At 48.6% G+C, this 20,530-nt stretch carries 15 protein-coding genes; 3 read left to right on the top strand and 12 right to left on the bottom strand.

Translation table 11 applies throughout. The annotated features are described in order from the left end of the window. Positions 1-972, bottom strand: coding sequence for a CsgG/HfaB family protein (locus AYJ58_RS04570; protein ID WP_012197728.1), 972 nt, complete (start codon positions 970-972; stop codon positions 1-3). A gap of 252 nt (positions 973-1,224) precedes the next feature. On the opposite strand from AYJ58_RS04570, the gene AYJ58_RS21900 reads away from it, so the two are divergent. Continuing rightward, positions 1,225-1,389 carry a hypothetical protein gene (locus AYJ58_RS21900; protein ID WP_198555594.1) on the top strand — a complete coding sequence of 55 codons (165 nt, stop codon included), beginning with the start codon at positions 1,225-1,227 and terminating at the stop codon, positions 1,387-1,389. A 58-nt stretch (positions 1,390-1,447) separates the two neighbouring features. On the opposite strand, the gene AYJ58_RS04565 is transcribed toward AYJ58_RS21900, so the two are convergent. The 7 genes from AYJ58_RS04565 to ilvC form a co-directional block, all read right to left on the bottom strand. Further along, positions 1,448-1,708 (bottom strand): hypothetical protein, encoded by a 261-nt coding sequence (locus tag AYJ58_RS04565; RefSeq protein WP_012197730.1) that lies wholly within the window; start codon positions 1,706-1,708, stop codon positions 1,448-1,450. Between the two features lies 1 nt (position 1,709). After that, complete coding sequence (locus AYJ58_RS04560) at positions 1,710-2,843, bottom strand: pyridoxal-phosphate-dependent aminotransferase family protein (protein WP_106649169.1); 1,134 nt, start codon at positions 2,841-2,843, stop codon at positions 1,710-1,712. Positions 2,844-3,098: 255 nt separating this feature from the next. Then, positions 3,099-4,709, bottom strand: coding sequence for a threonine ammonia-lyase, biosynthetic (gene ilvA, locus AYJ58_RS04555; RefSeq protein WP_106649168.1), 1,611 nt, complete (start codon positions 4,707-4,709; stop codon positions 3,099-3,101). A 1-nt stretch (position 4,710) separates the two neighbouring features. After that, entirely contained in the window at positions 4,711-6,570 is a 1,860-nt protein-coding gene (gene ilvD / locus AYJ58_RS04550; RefSeq protein WP_106649167.1) for a dihydroxy-acid dehydratase, read from the bottom strand. Between the two features lie 57 nt (positions 6,571-6,627). Further along, on the bottom strand, positions 6,628-6,885 hold the full coding sequence (gene ilvM / locus AYJ58_RS04545; RefSeq protein ID WP_006083459.1) for an acetolactate synthase 2 small subunit: 258 nt from the start codon (positions 6,883-6,885) through the stop codon (positions 6,628-6,630). Further along, positions 6,882-8,555 carry an acetolactate synthase 2 catalytic subunit gene (gene ilvG / locus AYJ58_RS04540; protein ID WP_198555592.1) on the bottom strand — a complete coding sequence of 558 codons (1,674 nt, stop codon included), beginning with the start codon at positions 8,553-8,555 and terminating at the stop codon, positions 6,882-6,884. Before ilvG ends, ilvM begins: the two co-directional genes overlap by 4 nt. Before the next feature lie 755 nt (positions 8,556-9,310). Next, positions 9,311-10,789 (bottom strand): ketol-acid reductoisomerase, encoded by a 1,479-nt coding sequence (gene ilvC, locus AYJ58_RS04530; protein WP_106649165.1) that lies wholly within the window; start codon positions 10,787-10,789, stop codon positions 9,311-9,313. Positions 10,790-11,049: 260 nt separating this feature from the next. On the opposite strand from ilvC, the gene ilvY reads away from it, so the two are divergent. Beyond that, entirely contained in the window at positions 11,050-11,922 is an 873-nt protein-coding gene (ilvY, locus tag AYJ58_RS04525) for an HTH-type transcriptional activator IlvY (protein WP_106649164.1), read from the top strand. Here the strand turns inward: ilvY and AYJ58_RS04520 are convergent. The 4 genes from AYJ58_RS04520 to AYJ58_RS04505 all read right to left on the bottom strand — a co-directional run bounded on the left by AYJ58_RS04520 (position 11,919) and on the right by AYJ58_RS04505 (position 18,775). Beyond that, on the bottom strand, positions 11,919-13,235 hold the full coding sequence (locus tag AYJ58_RS04520; protein WP_006084442.1) for a hemolysin family protein: 1,317 nt from the start codon (positions 13,233-13,235) through the stop codon (positions 11,919-11,921). The two genes, ilvY and AYJ58_RS04520, sit on opposite strands and share 4 nt — an antisense overlap. Positions 13,236-14,073: 838 nt before the next feature. Beyond that, complete coding sequence (locus tag AYJ58_RS04515; protein WP_106651744.1) at positions 14,074-15,858, bottom strand: sensor domain-containing diguanylate cyclase; 1,785 nt, start codon at positions 15,856-15,858, stop codon at positions 14,074-14,076. Positions 15,859-15,903: 45 nt separating this feature from the next. Next, entirely contained in the window at positions 15,904-16,932 is a 1,029-nt protein-coding gene (locus tag AYJ58_RS04510; protein ID WP_106649163.1) for an ABC transporter substrate-binding protein, read from the bottom strand. A 694-nt stretch (positions 16,933-17,626) separates the two neighbouring features. Then, positions 17,627-18,775, bottom strand: coding sequence for a DUF1963 domain-containing protein (locus AYJ58_RS04505; protein ID WP_106649162.1), 1,149 nt, complete (start codon positions 18,773-18,775; stop codon positions 17,627-17,629). Positions 18,776-18,989: 214 nt separating this feature from the next. On the opposite strand from AYJ58_RS04505, the gene AYJ58_RS04500 reads away from it, so the two are divergent. Then, positions 18,990-20,516 carry a YifB family Mg chelatase-like AAA ATPase gene (locus tag AYJ58_RS04500; protein WP_106649161.1) on the top strand — a complete coding sequence of 509 codons (1,527 nt, stop codon included), beginning with the start codon at positions 18,990-18,992 and terminating at the stop codon, positions 20,514-20,516. The last annotated feature ends 14 nt before the right edge of the window (positions 20,517-20,530 follow it).

The raw sequence follows: 20,530 nt of genomic DNA, 5'->3' as shown, positions 1-20,530 counted from the left end.
TTATTTCATTTCTTGAATAAATAAGCCCGTGTAATCTTGATCTTTTATATATTGATCAAGATTGCCACTGACTATCGTACCAAAAGACACTTCTGACTCCGGTGTATTACCAAATGAAGCAGTCACTTCAATGGTCCCAATTGCTTTGCCTGGTAATGTAATGAACATACCTGTTTGTGGGTTTTTTACTTTTTTACCTTCTTTGATGATCTCAAATAGGGTACCAGGTGTGATGTTTTGCGAACTTCCTCCAGAGATAATTAAGCTACCTTCTTCATAAGATAAAATATATGACTGCCAAGGTTTGTCTAACATGTTTTCAATGATATTTGAGGCAAGATTAGTGATCGCAACATCTAACACTTTATCGTTCAGCGAGCTATCATAGCCAGCCTTGTCACCCACGCCCATCACAGAGCCAGCTTCTGAATAGGCGATACCTTTACCTTCTTCAGAGTAGATGATTAGACCCGTTGCAACATCTACAATGCGGATGTTCACTTTAGCATTTGCTTCTTGTTTTTTTACTCTTGAAAAAACACCTACATCGCTAACTTCTTTACGGCCAAACTCGGTGATAGAACCTACGATCAGATAATCTGCTGCATTTTTAAGTGTTGAGTTCCCTCCCATCGCAAGCTCTTTTTCAATTTTTCCAAGATCGGCTCTTTCGAGCATAATAAACTTGCCCGTTTGAAATAGTTTCGAAGACAAAATATCCATTGCTTGCTTACCGATACGATTATTGTCTTCATCAATGAAAAAGCCTTGACCGTACGTGGTCTCATTAGTGAATCGGCCAATGGCAACTTTGCGTTTTAATAACTTGGTATTTAAGGCCACTTCCGTTTGTGTCGCGCTTATTGCTGCAGCAGGTTGCGCAGTGGTGACGACTTGTTTCTTATTGACAGTTGCACAAGCGGTTGTTAGAGAAGCACACATGACAAAAATAAGCGGTAAGGCTTTGTTCATTATACTAATATCCTTATAAACTAATGGACATAAATATTATCACCTTGTCTATCACGGGTCTATCTGTGAATATTCAAATGGTGATTTTTTCACTTTATTCCGAGACCATAAGATATTTTTAGCGCGATATAAATTTAATAAGCACAGTTAGATTCTAGGAATAGTCACATTTCGGTTCCAAAAAGCTAAATTCTCGCTCGAAAGTATTGTGGGATTGACGGCTAAAAACATCCTGAAACTAGGCAAAGTATAATGCATACCGAAGGCTTAACGGGATTAAGCACTATCGTGGAAGTGACCGTTGGCGGCATGGATGCCGCCGTCGAGCCCTCAGGGATGAGTTCATGGCGTGTCACTGGAATGACAGTGCTTAATCAATATCACCTGCTGCCAAAAGTGACTTTATTAACAAAATAAAAAAATCCCCGCATTACGGGGATTTTCAATATTTCAAAGACAACTAACACTCACAGCGTTACACGCATTTTCCATCCGATGACTTATCGGAAGAAAGTGCTCGGCTGATGCCGCCAAAGATGACACTCAAGAAGCCGATACCGACATCTTTTTGTCGTTCATCGGCGCTGCCCGTATCGTGGCCACTCGCCTCTCGCATGCTTTGGTTATTGTTAGTTCCGCGTACAAAATCGCAGGACGCATTGCTGGTATTGTTCACCGAGCAGGCACTGAGTAAAGCGATCATTAGGCCGCAAAGGGCAAGGCGTAATCTTGGCATATTAGTTCAACACTTCTTCTAATGCCTTGAGGCATAAAGAAACATTCTCACGGCGGGCACCAAAGCCCATCAGACCGATGCGCCATGCTTTACCCGCAAGGGCGCCAAGGCCTGCGCCGATTTCGAGGTTGTAATCCTTCAGCAAACGAGTCCGCACTGCGGCATCATCCACACCAGCGGGGATATAAACCGTATTCAGTTGCGGCAAACGATAATCTTCAGCAACCACAAAATTTAGCCCTAACTTTTCCAGCCCAGCACGCAGCACTAAGTGCATTTCGTGATGGCGTTGCCATGCATTCTCTAAGCCTTCTTCGGCTAATAAACGCAGGGATTCGTGCAGAGCATAAAGCGCGTTCACTGGTGCAGTGTGATGGTAACTGCGCTTACCACCCGCGCTGGTCCAATAGGCCATCACTAGACTTTGATCGAGGAACCAACTTTGCACTGGGGTTTTACGATTCTTGAGTTTTTCGACGGCAGCAGGCGAGAAAGACACGGGCGATAAACCCGGTACACAGGAGAGGCATTTCTGGCTGCCAGAATAAATGGCATCTATGCCCCATTCATCGACTCTTAACTCGACGCCGCCAAGGGAAGTCACCGCATCGACGATTGATAAACAGCCGTATTGTTTGGCTAATGCACACAAGGTTTTAGCATCGGACAAAGCACCAGTAGAGGTTTCAGCGTGCACAAAGGCTAAAAACTTGGCATCGGGGTTGGCCTTAAGCGCCGCTTCAACCGCGGCTGGGTCGACGGGCGTGCCCCACTCATTGTCCACCAGCACTGCAATGGCGCCCATGCGCTCGACGTTTTGGCGCATACGCTCACCAAACACACCGTTACGACAGACAATCACCTTCTCACCCGGCTCGACTAGGTTCACAAAACAGGTTTCCATGCCCGCACTGCCCGGCGCTGATACCGCCATGGTCATTTCGTTTTTAGTTTGGAAGGCGTATTGGATCAGGCTCTTAAGCTCATCCATCATGCCCACAAACAGCGGATCTAAGTGGCCAACCGTAGGTCTAGACTGCGCCGCAAGCACTTCAGGATAGACATCCGACGGGCCTGGGCCCATCAAAATACGGCGAGGAGGATTAAAAGCGGTAAAACGCGGTGCTGGTAACATCATGTCTCCTTAATGCGTGCAGGTCAAGGTCTGAATATTAATTGGTTATTTATTAGCCGTTCTGTTTTAAGAAACTGCCCGTTAATCGATAACGGGTTAAGTCAGTAACTTAACAGTGACGTATTAATCGGCGGCTAGAGTATTAAGTCTACAAAACTACCACAAAAAAGGGCGCATGTGCGCCCCTCCTTTAGCCTAACTTCGATCTAAGTTGAGCTTAAAATGCCATCGCGCCGATGTTCTTCATCACTAACGCTATAAGACTTTGTTGCCGTTTCCCGCATTTAAAAACAGCTGATAGGCAGGGCTTTGGGTTTCCTCTTGATAGACAAAACCCAACTCAGTTAAAAACTGTTGGAACGGCAAGGCATCACTCGCGGGTACTTCAAATCCCGCCAGCACTCGGCCAAAGGCCGCGCCGTGGTTACGATAATGGAACAGACTAATGTTCCATTTACTCTGCAAGGTAGTTAAAAACTTCAGCAGCGCTCCGGGATGTTCAGGAAACTCAAAGCTAAATAAACGCTCCTCTAAGGGCTCGGGTGGATGACCGCCGACCATGTAGCGCACATGCAATTTCGCGGTTTCATCGCCGGATAAATCCTGCACTTCGAAACCATTGGCCTCTAAGGTAGCGATGATTTGTTCAAGTTCGCCTTGGCCTCGGCTTAAGCGAATGCCCGCAAACACCACGGCCAGATCGCGACTGCTGAAACGATAGTTAAACTCTGTCATCACCCGCTTATCGAGTAACTCACAGAATTTTAAGAAACTTCCCGGACGTTCAGGGACTTTCACCGCCAGTACCGCTTCTTTTTGCTCGCCGAGTTCGCAGCGCTCCGACACATAACGCAGACTGTGAAAATTCACATTCGCGCCACTCAAAATCGCGGCAACTTTCTCGCCTTTACCGCTGTCGCCACAGGCATTAGCGCTGACATATTTTTTAAGCCCAGCTAAGGACAAAGCCCCAGCCGGTTCGGCAATCGCACGGGTGTCTTCGAAGATATCCTTCACCGCGGCGCAGATTTCATCCGAGGTGACAGTCACCACTTCATCGACATACAGTTTCGCGACTCGAAACGGCTCAGTACCGATACGTTTAACCGCCACGCCATCGGCAAATAAACCGACTTGCGCCAGCGTCACCGGCTCGCCTGCTTCCATCGCCGCCTTTAAACAGGCGGCGTCTTCTGGCTCGACGCCGACAATTTTCACCTGCGGCATTACTGCCTTGTAATAGGCAGCAATACCTGCAATGAGCCCGCCACCGCCCACGGGTACAAATACCACTTCAAGATCGCGCTGCTGCTGCAACATCTCTTGGGCGATAGTGCCTTGGCCTGCGATCACCGCTTCATCATCAAAGGGCGCGATATAGACTCGGCCCTCTTCTTTAGCCATCGCCATCGCATAGCCATTGGCTTGATCGAAGGCTTGGCCGTGCAATACCACGTTGCCCCCTAAACGGCGCACCGCATCGACTTTAATATCGGGCGTCGTCTCAGGCATCACAATCACAGCATCCACACCGCGACTCGCCGCCGACATCGCCACACCCTGAGCATGATTACCTGCCGAGGCACATACCACGCCGCGCTGACATTCTTCTTTCGTCAGTTGGGCGATACGGTTATAGGCACCGCGTAACTTGAAGGAATGCACTGGCTGCATATCTTCGCGCTTCAAAAATACCTGACAACCTAAACGCGCCGATAACTTGTTCATGCTGGAAAGCGGCGTCACTTTCGCTATGTCATACACAGATGACAACAGGATCTTTTGCAGATAGCTTTGTGCCAACTGAAAATGGGCTAAATCGGTCCGAGCTTGCGATGCTGTAGACATAGAGGCAAGTGGCAACATATTAGTCCTCCAGTTTACTGCGATCGCGCACCGCGCCCTTGTCGGCACTGGTGGCGAGCATGGCGTAGGCCTTAAGCGCGAGTGACACATAACGCTGGCGACCTATGGGTTTCCACGCCATTGGGCCAAGACTGTGCATTTTTTCACGGCGAGCATTGAGTTCAGCATCGCTTATCGCCAGCTTGATGCTGCGCTTGGGGATATCGATTTCGATGCGATCGCCATTTTCAATCAAGGCGATAGTGCCGCCCGCGGCCGCTTCGGGTGAGACGTGGCCAATCGATAAACCTGAAGTACCACCGGAGAAACGACCGTCGGTGATCAGCGCACAGGCCTTGCCTAAACCGCGTGATTTTAAGTAACTGGTTGGGTACAACATTTCTTGCATACCTGGGCCACCTTTCGGGCCTTCGTAACGGATAACCACCACATCACCCGCTACGACTTCGCCGCCTAAAATGCCCGCCACGGCGTCATCTTGGCTTTCATAGACGCGCGCCGAGCCAACAAAGGTCAGATTAGATTCATCCACGCCAGCGGTTTTAACGATGCAGCCGTTTTCGGCCACATTGCCCGACAATACGGCAAGGCCACCTTCTTGGCTGAAGGCAAACTCGCGGCTACGGATACAACCTGCTTGCCTGTCGTTATCCAGTGATGGCCAGCGACAATCTTGGCTAAAGGCTTTAGTGGTCGGAATGCCCGCAGGTCCCGCCATAAAGAAGTGTTTTAATTTTTCATCTTGGGTCTGCATCACATCGTATTTCGCCAGCACCGACTTTAAATTGCCACCCTCATCAGCCGCCACATGGAACACATCGGTATGCAGTAATCCGGCTCTGTCGAGTTCGCCTAAAATCCCCATCACGCCACCCGCACGGTGCACGTCTTCCATATGGTATTTAGGCGTCGATGGCGCAACCTTACAAAGGTGCGGCACCAGGCGCGACATGCGGTCAATATCCGCCATGGTAAAGTCAACATCGGCTTCCTGCGCGGCGGCCAATAAATGCAATACGGTATTAGATGAACCGCCCATGGCGATATCTAAGGTCATAGCATTTTCGAAGGCTTTGAAGTTAGCGATATTACGTGGTAATGCCGATTCATCATCTTGATGATAATAACGTTTTGCCAGCGCCATCACGCGCCGACCCGCTTCTAAAAACAGCTCGCGGCGATCCGCGTGGGTTGCCAGCATAGAGCCGTTACCCGGCAGCGATAACCCTAGTGCTTCGGTTAAACAGTTCATTGAGTTGGCGGTAAACATGCCAGAGCAAGAGCCACAGGTTGGGCACGCGCTACGCTCGATTTTGGCACTGTCTTCATCGCTCACGTTCGAGTCGGCGCCCGCCACCATAGCATCGACTAAGTCGAGCTTAATGAGCTTATCCGACAGCTTAGTTTTACCCGCTTCCATCGGCCCGCCAGAGACAAACACCACGGGAATATTGAGGCGCAGCGCCGCCATCAACATGCCGGGGGTGATCTTGTCGCAGTTGGAGATACAGACTAAAGCATCGGCGCAGTGGGCGTTAACCATGTATTCCACACTGTCGGCGATAAGCTCGCGCGATGGCAGGCTATAGAGCATGCCGCCGTGGCCCATGGCGATACCGTCATCGACTGCGATTGTATTGAATTCTTTGGCGATACCGCCCGCTTCTTCGATAGCGCTCGCCACCAGTGAGCCCATGTCTTTTAAGTGCACGTGGCCCGGTACAAATTGAGTAAAGGAGTTAGCGATGGCGATAATTGGCTTACCAAAATCATTGTCTTTCACCCCTGTGGCGCGCCATAGCGCACGGGCACCCGCCATATTGCGGCCTTCGGTACTGGTAGCTGAACGTAACTTTGGCATTGACTGTATCCTTTATCTCAAATCGAAAATGGTATTCTTAATTCATATGGCGCAAGCTTAAGCATTCGCCGTTTGTTGCAAGCTCAGCGGTAACAATACCTTACATTGAGTCACATCAATCAGTTTATTCAGCTGATTACTTAAGAGCTCGATGGCACGTTCGCTATCGACCTCCATATCCAGCGACAGGCTCGCATCGTCGTTCATGCGCATCTGCATTTGGGTGATCGTAAAGCCGCGATGGCGAGTCACGCGCAGGACACGCTCAAGCACTTCGGGGCGTTGTTGAACCGTTAATTCCAGAGAGTGGATCATGTTTGTTTCTCCATTTCGTCCATCATATCGCTGTTTGATGCGCCGGGGGGCACCAGTGGCCAAACGTTAAAAGCATCGTCGATTGCAACGTGTAATAAATACGGGCCCTTAGCCGCTAACATTTCGGTTAAGGCTTCTTCCACTTCGTCGGAAGAAAAAATCGTTCGGCCGGGGATATCGAAGGCGGAGGCCAATTGCACAAAATCTGGGTTATCGGATAAATCCGTTTCGCTGTAGCGTTCTTCAAAAAATAGCTGCTGCCACTGCTTCACCATGCCAAGCTTTTGATTATCGATAAGCACTATCTTCACTGGCAGCTTACGGCGTTTGATGGTGGTCAGTTCCTGCACATTCATCATAAAAGAACCATCGCCAGACACAGTCACCACAGTCGCATCGGGACGGGCCACTTGCGCACCAATGGCGGCGGGCAAACCAAAGCCCATAGTGCCTAAGCCAGCACTGGACAGATGATCTTCAGGGCGACGGAACCACATATGCTGGGCCACCCACATTTGGTGCTGGCCCACATCACAACAAACAACATTGTCTTCGGGTAATTTATTGGCTAAACGGCGCAGCAGTGCGGGGGCGTAGATCAAACTGCCGGGGTGTTGATAATCCCATTGATGCTTACGGGATAAATGCTCCACCTCGGTCTGCCAAGGCGTGATGTTTATCGACATGGCTAAGGCAGGTAGGATTTGGCGTAAGTCACCAGCGATTGCCACCTCAGGCATACGCAGTTTGCCCAGTTCGGCGGCGTCGATATCTAAATGGATCACTTTGGCCTTGTCGGCAAAGCTCGCTAAACGGCCAGTGACTCGGTCGTCGAAACGGGCACCCACCACGATCAGCAAATCGCAATCCTGTACCGCTAAATTAGCCGCCTTACCACCATGCATGCCTAACATGCCTAAGTAACCGGGCGTGCCGTGGGCGATACTGCCTAGCCCTTTCAAGGTCGCGACCGAAGGTATGCCCGTCACTTTGATAAACTCACGCAGTTGATCGACCGCGCCCGCCATGCCGACACCACCGCCGACATACAACATAGGTTGTTTCGCCTCAGCCAACAGTGCACGGGCGGCGTCGATATCACTCATCTCGGCTTGGGGTTCGTTCATGACGGCCAGCAAAGGTGTGCGATATTCCAATTGGGCGATTTGGATATCCTTCGGGATATCGACCAGCACAGGGCCAGGGCGACCAGATGCGGCGATCTCAAAAGCTTGATACAAGGTTGGGATCAGGTCGTTGACGTCTGTCACCATAAAACTGTGCTTAGTGCAGCTCAGTGACATGCCCAGCACGTCGATTTCTTGAAAGGCGTCGGTGCCGATAACGGCGGTAGAAACTTGGCCTGTGATGGCCACCATAGGCACTGAATCTAACAGGGCATCGGCTAAGGAAGTGATCAGGTTAGTCGCGCCAGGGCCTGAGGTCGCAAAGCACACGCCAGTTTTACCGCTGGCTCTTGCGTATCCTACGGCGGCAAAGGCGGCGCCTTGTTCGTGACGGCTTAAGAGATGTTCAACAGGGCTGCCATAGAGGGCATCGTAGATTGGCATAATGGCACCACCAGGGTAACCAAACACTGTGGTGACTCCATGTGCTGCTAACACTTTGATTACCGCGTCTGCGCCTCTGATCATCTGCCCTGGTTCCATATTATCTCTCGCTACGTTAGTCCTGAATTGCCGAAAATCGACGCTAATTTTTTACTCTTTCGAAGCTTGGACCTCGCTCTAGGCCCTGAAACGAAGAACCCCCCGGTCCTTTCGGAGCGGGGGGTTCTTTCGAAACTTCTAACCTTTTAGGTCTATCAGTTTGCCATGCGCCGCCCCCGCTGTGATTTAATAATCACGACGGTAATAATCACGAGAATGAGCTTGGCAGCTTGGTTAAACATCAATATGGATTCCTAATCGGTGTTTCTAAAATTGGGGTATTGCATGAAAGTTAGTATCGCTTTGGGCTTTGCCCTACCGCGAGCTATTAGCTTTACCATAAAGCGACAGCCAAACACAATAAAAAATATCTTTTGTCAAAAAAAATTCAGCTTCCCTGCCGAGACAATGCAAAACAACAAAGTAAAACGTTAACTGTTGAGCCTCAGTCGGCGCGATGCGCCTACCGCTGGATTCATTCACTGAACGCCCATTCACCATCGAACGCTCACCGAAGATTCACTCACTAACTATTCACTCACTAAAAATGTCGTTTTTGCCCGCTCGACAACCCACTGAACAGGAAAAAATTGGTTTCCACTAAACTGATTTATCACTAAGCAAGCTCAAGATGCGCGTTTCACTATCTTGAGCTTGTTTGGGAACCGAGCTGAGACCCAAGTCCTTTAAGTCTCAACCCTCTCCCCCAATGCTGGGTTTAATTTAAGCTCAACTAAATCTCAGCTAAAACTCAATTAGGCCTCAACAATGCTCTTCATATCTGTCATGTAACCGCGAAGCTCAGCACCAACATATTCCACTGCCGTTTCACGAATAGCTTCGTTAACAGCGATCAGCATTAGGTTGTCGACACCGGTTGCGCTGTCTTTCAGGCCAGCACCTAAATACTCAGGTGACATGGCATTAACGTAATCGCGCAGCATAGGCACGGCGGCGTGATTGAACAGGTAGCAACCGTATTCGGCGGTATCTGAAATCACCACGTTCATTTCGTACAAACGCTTACGGGCAATAGTGTTGGCGATGAGTGGAGTTTCATGCAGTGACTCGTAATAAGCCGACTCTTCCACAATACCCGCAGACACCATAGTATCGAACGCCAGTTCCACACCCGCTTTGATCATAGCAACAAGGAAAATACCTTTGTCGAAATAGGTTTGTTCGTCGATATGCTCGCTCGATACAGGCGCATTTTCGAAACCTGTTTCGCCAGTTTCCGCTCTCCAACGCAGCAAGTTCGCATCATCGTTCGCCCAGTCTTGCATCATAGTGCGGGAGAATTCGCCGCTGATGATGTCATCCATGTGCTTTTCAAATAATGGCTGGAGGATTTCTTTTAAATCTTCTGCAATTTCAAATGCTTTAATCTTGGCTGGGTTAGACAAACGGTCCATCATGTTAGTGATGCCGCCGTGTTTCAGCGCTTCAGTAACCGTTTCCCAACCTTGCTGGATAAGCTTGGCCGCATAGCCTGGCTCAACGCCATCGGCGATCATTTTCTCGTAACCTAAGATGGCACCCGTCTGCAACATACCGCACAGAATAGTCTGCTCGCCCATCAGATCCGACTTCACTTCGGCGATGAAAGACGATAGTAGAACACCGGCTCTATCGCCACCCGTTGCGCTGGCGTAGGCTTTAGCAATCTCTAAGCCGTCACCGTTTGGATCGTTTTCTGGGTGAACCGCGATAAGGGTAGGCACACCAAAACCACGTTTGTATTCTTCACGCACTTCAGTGCCTGGGCACTTAGGCGCAACCATCACTACCGTGATATCGGGACGAACTTGCATACCCTCTTCAACGATGTTGAAGCCATGTGAGTAAGACAAGGTAGAGCCTTGCTTCATCAGTGGCATAACCGCGTTAACCACGTTGGAATGCTGTTTGTCCGGCGTCAGGTTAAGCACCAGATCCGCCGCAGGGATTAATTCTTCAAAGGTACCGACACAAAAACCGTTATCGGTTGCTTTTTGCCATGAGGCACGTTTCTGTTCAATCGCTTCAGGACGCAGGGCAAAAGAGATATTCAGACCCGAATCACGCATGTTCAAGCCTTGGTTAAGACCTTGAGCACCACAACCTAAAATAACAATATTCCAATCTTTTATGTAGTTACAGCCGTCGCTAAACTCAGAACGATCCATGAAACGACATTGGCCAAGCTGTGCTAATTGTTGACGTAAATTCAGAGAGTTAAAATAGTTAGCCATCTGATATACCACCTATAAGTCAGAAATTTTGGACGCAACCAAACTAACATAATGTTACGACTTGGTTGTGATTGAAATCACTATAACCCATGCTTATCATTGCTTAAAATGATATATTCGAAACTTCATATTGCATTATGCGCAACGTCAACGGCAATCATGGATCAGTAACACTGACAGTAATATCGGCGCCAATATGCAGCACCCAATCACGCCGTCACTCAAGCTAGGCTTAAGTTCAAACTAAACAGGATAAGCTCATGGATATTCGTACCCTCAAATTGTACCTGCACTTATGTGACAGTTTGCACTTCGCCAAGACCGCGGAGCAGATGCATGTGAGCCCATCGACCTTAAGCCGAGCCCTGCAAAGATTAGAAGAGGAAGTGAACGCTAAGCTGTTAGAGCGGGATAATCGCAGTGTGACCTTAACCCACGCGGGACGCGAGTTTAAGCTATTTGCCGAGCAGACTTTGAACCATTGGAGCACGCTCAAGCACAGTATCGATCTCAAGCAGGACGTACTGCGCGGTCGGTTAAATCTGTATTGCTCGGTCACCGCCGCCTACAGTCATTTACCGGGTTTATTGGATTTATTCCGCCAAGAACATCCCTTCGTCGAAATCGCCTTAACCACGGGAGATGCGGCGAACGCGCTGGCCGAAGTGCAGCAGAATCGCGCCGACATCGCCATCGCCGCCCTGCCCGATCCGTTTCCGAGCAGCTTGCACTTTGCCAAAATCGACGATGTACCACTGTCGATCATCGCGCCGACTATCCGCTGCGCGGTGCAGCAGCAAATTAGCCAAACGCCCATCGATTGGTCGAGTGTGCCCTTTATCATTCCCGACCACGGGCCCGGACGTCGCCGCGCCGATAACTGGTTCAAACAAATGGGCATCAGCCCTAATATTTACGCCCAAGTGTCGGGCCAAGAAGCGATCGCCTCTATGGTGGCGTTGGGCTGCGGCGTGAGTATGAGCCCAGAAGTGGTAATCAATAACAGCCCAGTGCGGGATCGCATTCAGTTACTCGCTTCTCCCGTTGCAATACCGCCCTTCGAGTTAGGTTGCTGCTGCAAAGTAAAGCGGCTCGACGATCCCATAGTCAATGCGTTTTTGGATGTGATTTAAACATCCGGCGAGTTGAGCTTATCGATAGGATCGATACGGGTCACCAATAGCTGATCGACCTTGTAAGAATCGATATCGACCACCTCAAATTTATAGCCCGCATAGTTCACGAAATCGGTACGCTTAGGGATTTTACGCAGCATATACATCATAAAACCGGCAATAGTTTCGTAGTTCTGATTGTGCGGGAATTCTTCGATGCCGAAGGCGCGCATCACGTCAGTAATCGGTGTTACCCCATCGACTAACCAAGAGTTGCTATCACGGGCGATGATCTGCTCTTCACTCTCGTGCAATGACCAAGCACCCATTACCGCGCGCTGCAAATCGTTGGTCGTAACAATCCCCACCACTAAGGCATATTCGTTCATAACCACGGCAAAATCGGCGCGGCTATTCTTAAAGTATTCCATCGCCTCTGACAGGCTCAAAGTATCGGGAATAATCAGCGAAGTGTGGACTAAGTTACTGCCTTTTAAGGTGATATTCTCGCCGTTGATCACACGGATCAGCAATTCTTTTGCATCCACAAAGCCTTTGATCATATCTAACTGACCATCGCAGACGAGGAACTTAGTGTGGGGATCTTCAGAAATCTTACGCTTGATATCTTCTTCGCTATCTTGCAGTAAAAAGTACACTAAGCTTTCTCGGGCCGTCATGGCCGAAGTGACAGAAACGGTTTGCATTTCAAACACATTTTCCATCATCTGTTGATCACCGCGATCTAATACCCCTGCTTCGGCGCCCGCGTTCATCACGGCATAAATGTCGTCAGAGGTGATGGCATCGTTACGCACGGTTGGGATTTGCAGCAGTTTAAAGATGCCGCTCGCCATGCCATTGAAAAACCACACTAATGGACGCAGTAGCACGATACAGAAAGACATAGGCCCAACAACGGCCAACGCGACAGGCTCGGGCATCGCCATCGCAATGCGTTTTGGCATCAAATCGGCCACCAGAATAAAGGCACTGGTGACGACAATAAAGGATAAAACAAAGCTCATTTGGCTCAACCAAGGATCGGTCAGCAAAGGCGACAGTAACTCATAGAAATAAGGCCGAAATGCCGACTCACCGACGATACCGCCCATGATGGCAACGGCATTAAGACCGATTTGTACCACAGTAAAAAAACTGCCGGGAACGGCTTGTAACTGCAGCACTTTTTCTGCACGGGCATCGCCCTCATCGGCCAGCTGACGTAAACGGATTTTACGTGAAGCGGCAAGTGCAATTTCTGACATAGAGAAGAAACAACTCGCGCCGATTAGGCACAATATAATCATCACGTTATCAAACAGACTCATGTAACACCTTTCATTTAACACTGGACTAACTAGGACCAACCCGCGCTTTATTGCTCGCGTGTCAGCTGAATTCATTTTATTTGGGCGCAGTTTGCTTTGTCTTGCTTAGTCTAAAAACCGTTCAACGCGACTGCGCCAGCCACTTGCTACCCTAAGATAAAAAAGCGCTTAAATTGCTCGCTTTAGGGTGTTCTCAGTATATCTGCAAATTCACGACTTAGGCGTGACTCGACTCTCGCAGCCAGCGAATAGCGCAAATGCGCTTGCATCATTTAAGTGACGTTTTGTGTCGAAGAGACTGAATATCCAGCATTTAATTATTTTATTCGACTCGACATCATTAAGATATCTAAGTGCGGCGGCTTTGATATTGAGCTGCTAGAACGTACATTTAAGCCAATGGAATTGACTATGCAATCGTGGCTTTCGCTTAGTTGCGTTACGAGAAATACGTCCAGAATGGCAGCATGGATGTCACTCAGAGTGCATCGCTAAATCGACTATGGGCGACAGATTATATCTCATCTGCCGCCTAATATTACCTCACCTTGAGATAATTTTTATCTTTACGGCAGATCTACAGCACAGTTTCATATAAATGTTATCAGTTAGTTATCACGATTAGAGGCTGTCTGTGACATAACGAAACTCAGCTGATTTAGCCTAAATATCGCCGGATGACTAAATGACGAACGCTGATGACCTAAACATTACTTAAGCATGGAGATAGGACTATTTGAGGCTTAACCCCAATAATTAAGCGCAGAGAGCACCTAATGATGGAGCAATACTCAACTGGTGCCGAGCAACAAAAGACTGCAATAGGTATAGGTTGCTATTAAATCACTTCAACTTCGACCCTATTACGCCCTTTATCCTTAGCGCGATAGAGACAAACATCGGCGCGGCGTAACACGTCAGCCATCTTAAGCCCCGAGACCTTATCTAATGGTAAAAACACGCTGCCAATACTGATCGTCACCACAGCCAAGGGAGAAGCTTGATGGGGAATATTGAGTTGCTCGACGAGATAACACAGCTGCGTGGCAATGGCCGTTAACTGTGCAGGCGTGACATGCTCAACAACTAAGGCAAACTCTTCGCCACCGATGCGCGCCAACAAAGCATTGTGCGGCAGGATATCGCACTGCGCTAAGGCATCTGCCACACGCTTAAGCACTACATCGCCTTCGAGATGACCGTAAGTGTCGTTGTAGGATTTGAAATAATCGACGTCCAACATAAACAGTCCAGCAGGAGTATCCGCCTGTAGTACGGTTTCTAATCTTTCGGTGAAGGGGCGTCTATTGGCTAAACCCGTTAACTCATCGGTTTCGGCCATTTCTTTCAATTGAGTATTGGCAGAAACCAGCGCTTGTTGCAGCACTATCATCTGCCGCTCTTTCTGCTCGCGCAGCAGTAACTCGTTCAATGCGGACGCAAACTGAGTCAGCATATTCTTTTTCTGGGCATTCCAGTTCAGTGGCCGCGACACCGTCGACAGCGAGAGCAATCCCAATAACTCCCCAGCATTTTTAATCGCAAAGGCGGCAATAGAGCAAATGCCCACGGATTTCATCACCTCATATTCCTGTGGTGAGAAGCCCTTTAACGCCTCAAGATCCTCAATCACTAAGGTCGATTCTGTCTCGAGTTTTTTAGCAAGCTGAGTAATGTTGTCCACCGAAATCCCTTGGACCTTGTTAGCATGTAACTCGCTGGTCCAAAAACTGCGGTAATAAGCATGCTGTTGATGAAATTCGAGAATGCTCACCCTCTCAACATCAAACAACTGACCGATTTTGTGGCACACCTCAGCTAAGGTTTTGTCTACATTGCAGGTGTCGATACTCAAAAATTGCAACGAAATCTCCGCCAACAGCTGATTCGATTGCGACTGCCAGTCCAGTTCTTTGGTCCGCTCTTTCACTAAGTCCGACAATAAATGCTGCTGTTGCTGTAACGCACGTTGATGGCGCTTATTGATAGCGAGGTCATTGCGTATCCTTTGGTACATGTCCTTAAGCGACAATGCCACATGAGCAATCTCGTCAGGACTGGCGGTCACCGTTTCGGGAACAGACAACTTTTTTAACGATTTTAGATTGATTTTATTAGTAAAATCTTCCAATGCCGACAGTCTATCTGTCACCATGAGTCGCACTAAGGTCAAGATCAAATAGATCATCAGCAGGGTCTTTAAACCATTGCCGAGTACGATAAAAATCAACTGCCGCCACAGCTCGTAGTAAAGCTGGTTGGTGTCTAAGCCTACGGTTAAAGTGGCGATCGGCTGGTCTTGATAAGTCACCGGATAATGAAACAGAGTTTGCGACTCATCATCGGTTAACAGCGGTTTACCCAGCTGCATAGTAACGCCGTCGATACTGTCTAAATGCACACTCGACACTAACGGCATCATCCCTAAACCAGAGAGCAAATCAGATAGCAGGCTGCGGTCGACATCCCACAGCGACTTCGCCACGCTCGGCAGAATAGATTCTGAATATTCGCGGATATCCGACGTGGCATTGTCGATACTATCCTGATAGTTCCAAATCAACTGCACCAGCATAGTTAACACGGCAAAAAATGAGCTCACCCCGATGATGGTCAGCGTCATCTTATGACTAATAGAATGATTTCGATGCTTCATGTACACCCGTTATTACGCCTTGAAGGGCAACTTATTCAAAATCTGAGACTGGAAAATCTGCGGCCAATCCCGAGCAACTAACATTTGATAAAATGCCGAATCAGGCAGTAAAACGCCGAACAAGGTGACATTGTCATAGGGAATATAGTGCTTATGCTGCTGATAATATTGCAACTCGACCAAAGCTAACGCGCCAGCCATAAAGTGCCCGCCACCAATAATGCTCACCGCGTGTTGGCGACAAAGCTGTAAAATCTCAGGTGACGTATTGATCGTACTGACAAATACATCTTTACCCGAGACTAAGCCTTTTTCCTTCAATGCTTTAAGCACTCCAATTGCCATACGATCACTGGCGGTCCAAATCACGTTTAGATCGGGATAACGGTTCAGCAGAGTGAGCGCTTGACCATAAGCTACTGCGTCACTCCATTGGCCATAAACCGTTTGAGTCAGAGTGGCATTGGGCTGCATAAAGAAATAATCGCTGGCACCTTGGGTACGAAGTACTGAAGCAGGCGTCGACTTATCGCCCGAAATCAACAAAACTTTAGCCTGCTTTCCCTCTAAGTCGTCCATTAAGCCCTTAGCGGTCGCCGAACCTATTGCGTAGTTATCGGGAATAATGGCGGGTAACAGATATTCTTGCCAATGGGGATCTTGCAGTAAAACATCACGTTCGCCGATAGAAATATCATTTAAAATCAATTGCACATAGATGGGATGGGAGTAAAGCGCTTGCAGCATTTTTATCGCGGATTGTTTTTCATTAACCAGAATAACGTAATTAGGTAACGCCTTTGTGGAAGCTAACAACTCATCGAGTTGGGTGATCATCTTGAAATGATTGCGATCGGAATGAATGATTTCGAGCTTAATATCGAGTGTCGTCGCCGCCTCCAGCATCAATTGGTCGACGTCCCCCCAAAAACTGTCATCGACAGCCCCGGGATTAAAAAATACGACATCGAGTTTAGCCCAAACTGCCCCACCAAATCCCGCAGTACAGATAAACACACACGCTAACATCCACGAACGCATAGGCGAGTTCTCCTCGACCATGTTCCCTCAAATGTCATCCTTCACCAGAGGTCACTTTATTATTATCGATTCACAACCTTGTTACCGCATCGCCGCCCAAAATGTTGCTAAAACCAGCAGCAGATGTTTCGATTAAACCACAAAATGATACAAAGTATACTTTATATGCTGACTATTTATTCCGACACCCTGTCTGTATAAGGAAATCGCGTGGATCCGTAGCAGAATATTTATGGGGATGTAAGTGGCGGCCTTATGGTCAGTCTTGCGACCTAACCACGGAGAAAATGACGGGGACTTAAAAGGAATACAAGTTAGAACTCAGACGTTAATGCAGCCTAGCGGTCGAGTTGAATCAAGGTCGTGGATAGGGGAACCATGATTTTCAGTGGAGGGTAAACCAAATGAGGCTGCTCAACGATGCCTTCATATAATGGCATAGGTTAACCAATTTCCATTAACTAATTGAAATAATTAAATATAATCATCAAACGTTCAATCTATTCAGTCGTAATCATTTCTCCCAGAATCAATCCTTTATAACTCATATTCACTCAAAGGCACTAAATTGTGCTTGTGACTCTTCTTTTAATCGGTCGCAACATACACCTTCAATCGTCTCGGTGTACTCCGATTGCTGTGTAACCCGCATCGCCAAACAAAAAGGTTGGCAGTAGCCAACCTTATCAATGAACTAATAATCATAAATGCAGTAAATGCGTTCAAATTGACCCGACGCGAGATCGTCCCGGTGGATAATAAAATTCAATTGCATAGAATGCTCACTGTAGACGACTTTGAACAGTACTAGATAATCTTTGGCATTGCCGCCTAATTCAGGCGCGGCGCGGAGTTCGGGGGCTTTATAGCGGCTATCACCATGGCCATTAATGCTGGCGATACCATCGTAATACGGCAGCGGCTGCTCGGGAACGAGCAATTCCTGCAGGTTGGATGACTGCCATTCAGGTAGTGCCGCCCACTGCGCTTGAGTGAAAATCTGCCCGGGAATTAACCCATGCTTATTCATTTTCATCAGATCAAAGAAATAGAGCTGATCTTGCCACTCAGATGCCAATTCATCATCCACAACCTCGATGGCTTCCATCAACCTCGCTTGCTGCGGTTCTGGTAGCGCTTGTAAACGTGCCTTGGCTAACCGCAATAAATGCGGGTTGTCACTGTTAATCATGTCAGTGGCTATTATCTTAATGCTGGCAATCCCCTGAAGTTGATAAGCCGCCTCATACTCATAGTTTGCACATACCGCATCGTCGAACTTAAGCTCGGCAATCGCTTTCCCAGAGTTCAGTTGCTGACCCTCAGCGACATAATAGACATGGCCGCGAAGCATTTCCGAGAATCGCCAGCGCTCCAAAAAGAACAACAATCGCCCCTCTCGAGGCAAATAAGATTGAAAAGCCTTCAGGTCGCTACAGTTGAGCTGCGCGATAAATTGCATGGGCACACGGAAGGCTTGCGCCGCCTCGTCCCAATCCCAATTATGCTCCTCATCAGTCTCCCAATCGTCCTGCCAGTCCTCCCGCCAATGCTCATTAATAAACTCGCGGGTATGGCCAAAGCTCTCAACATAGCCATCCAACATCTCCTCCCTTCCGACCAGAGTGACGGGGTAATCCATGCCGACAGGCAAATCCGGTAAACCACCCAGCCTACTATTGCCTAACTGAGCATAATCTTCGATTGCACAGGGATAGAGATCGACACTACTTCGAATAAATGCCGAAAGCGTATGGGCAAGATGCGGGTCTTTAAACTGCGCCAACTTTTGCTCGAGCTGCTGCTGACGAATGGGGGAATTTTCTGCTAACAACATATCCATATTGACCTCAGGACTCCAATGTTTGCTTTTTATCATTTCTATCAACTATTTGCTATCGTCCAATATGGCAATTTGCCAAAGCTATCACGGGAACGGTAAAGCCAGATTCAGCAGCTTACTGATGAGGCGAATGACCAAGTTAATCGAAAACCCCTAACGTCAATTACTGCTACACTCAAATTCTGTGCGAAATGAACAACAAAAGGATTTGTTTATGGCGATTGCCTGCGTCAATACCCGAGCCAGTTGTGGGGTCGAAGCGCCCCAAGTCACAGTTGAGGTGCATCTGAGCAACGGCTTACCGGCATTTAATCTGGTGGGATTACCTGAAGCGTCGGTAAAAGAAGCTCGCGAGCGGGTGCGCAGCGCGCTGATCAATGCGGGATTCGAGTTTCCAATGCGGCGGATAACCGTTAACCTCGCGCCAGCAGATTTACCTAAACAAGGTGGCCGCTACGACTTACCCATAGCCGTAGGCATATTGGCCGCATCAGAACAAATCCCCCTTAATAGCCTAAAAAATCTCGAGTTTGTCGGTGAACTGGCATTGTCTGGACACATACGTTATTGCCAAGGATTATTACCGGCGATTATCGCCGCAAAGCGCCAAGACCATACCTTGATATTGCCGCTGGATAATCGCCACGATGCCGAGTTAGTCGGCTATCCCAATGTGTTGTTTGGCTCGCACCTGCAGAGTCTGGCCGCTTATTTACAGGGACAAAACCAACTGCCGACGTTAGCGCCACAATTAGAATGGATAAGCCAAGAGACGCCCGAGTCCCATACTTGCCTGAGCGATGTGATTGGCCAATATCAGGCCAAGCAAGCACTCGAAATTGCCGCTGCGGGTAACCACAACCTCTTGATGCTAGGCCCGCCGGGTACTGGCAAGACCATGCTTGCCAGCCGCATGATGGCGCTATTGCCCGCGCTCAATTATGAGGAAGCGTTAGAAGTGGCGGCAATTCATTCCGTTGCTGGGCTCGACATTAAACCGCAGCATTTTTTACAGCGACCCTTTCGGGCGCCGCACCACACGAGTTCTTCGATTTCCCTCGTGGGTGGTGGCAGTATTCCAAAACCCGGTGAAATTTCCCTCGCCCATCGCGGTGTATTATTCTTGGATGAAGTGGCTGAATTTCCGCGTAAAGTCTTAGATTGCCTGCGTGAGCCGATGGAAACTGGCGAAGTGGTGATTTCCCGCGCCGCCGCTAAGCTGACATTTTTGAGTCGCTTCCAATTAATCGCGGCGATGAATCCCAGCCCGAGTGGCGATATCGATAGCCAACACAGATCGAGCCCCGAACAGATTCAACGTTATCTTTCGCGGCTTTCAGGCCCGTTTCTCGACCGTTTCGATTTAACCATTGAAGTCCCCAAACTCCCCGCGGGCACCTTAACTCAAGCCGCGCCGCAAACAGAGACCAGCCAAGATATCGCCAAACGAGTGAAACTAGCGCGTGAGCTGCAACTCGCCCGCGCTGGCGTGCTCAATAGTGAACTCACAGGGAAACAATTGAAACGCTTTAGCGGACTCAGTGACGCTGATTTAGTGTTTTTGGAGCAAAGCGTGGTAAAGCTTGGCCTCTCGGTTCGCAGTTTTCATCGTATACAAAGAGTTGCGCGTACTATTGCCGATCTTGAACAAGTGCCTAACACAGAACGCCGCCATATTGCCCAAGCACTGGGTTATCGCGCTATGGATAGATTACTCGCCCGCTTATCCCAGCAATATTGAGTTTTCGCGGGAAC

This window comes from Shewanella sp. Pdp11, assembly GCF_002838165.1.
Lineage (GTDB): Bacteria > Pseudomonadota > Gammaproteobacteria > Enterobacterales > Shewanellaceae > Shewanella > Shewanella hafniensis.
The sequence above is the reverse complement of the archived record's forward strand: the minus strand, read 5'-3'. Positions and strand labels throughout refer to the sequence as shown.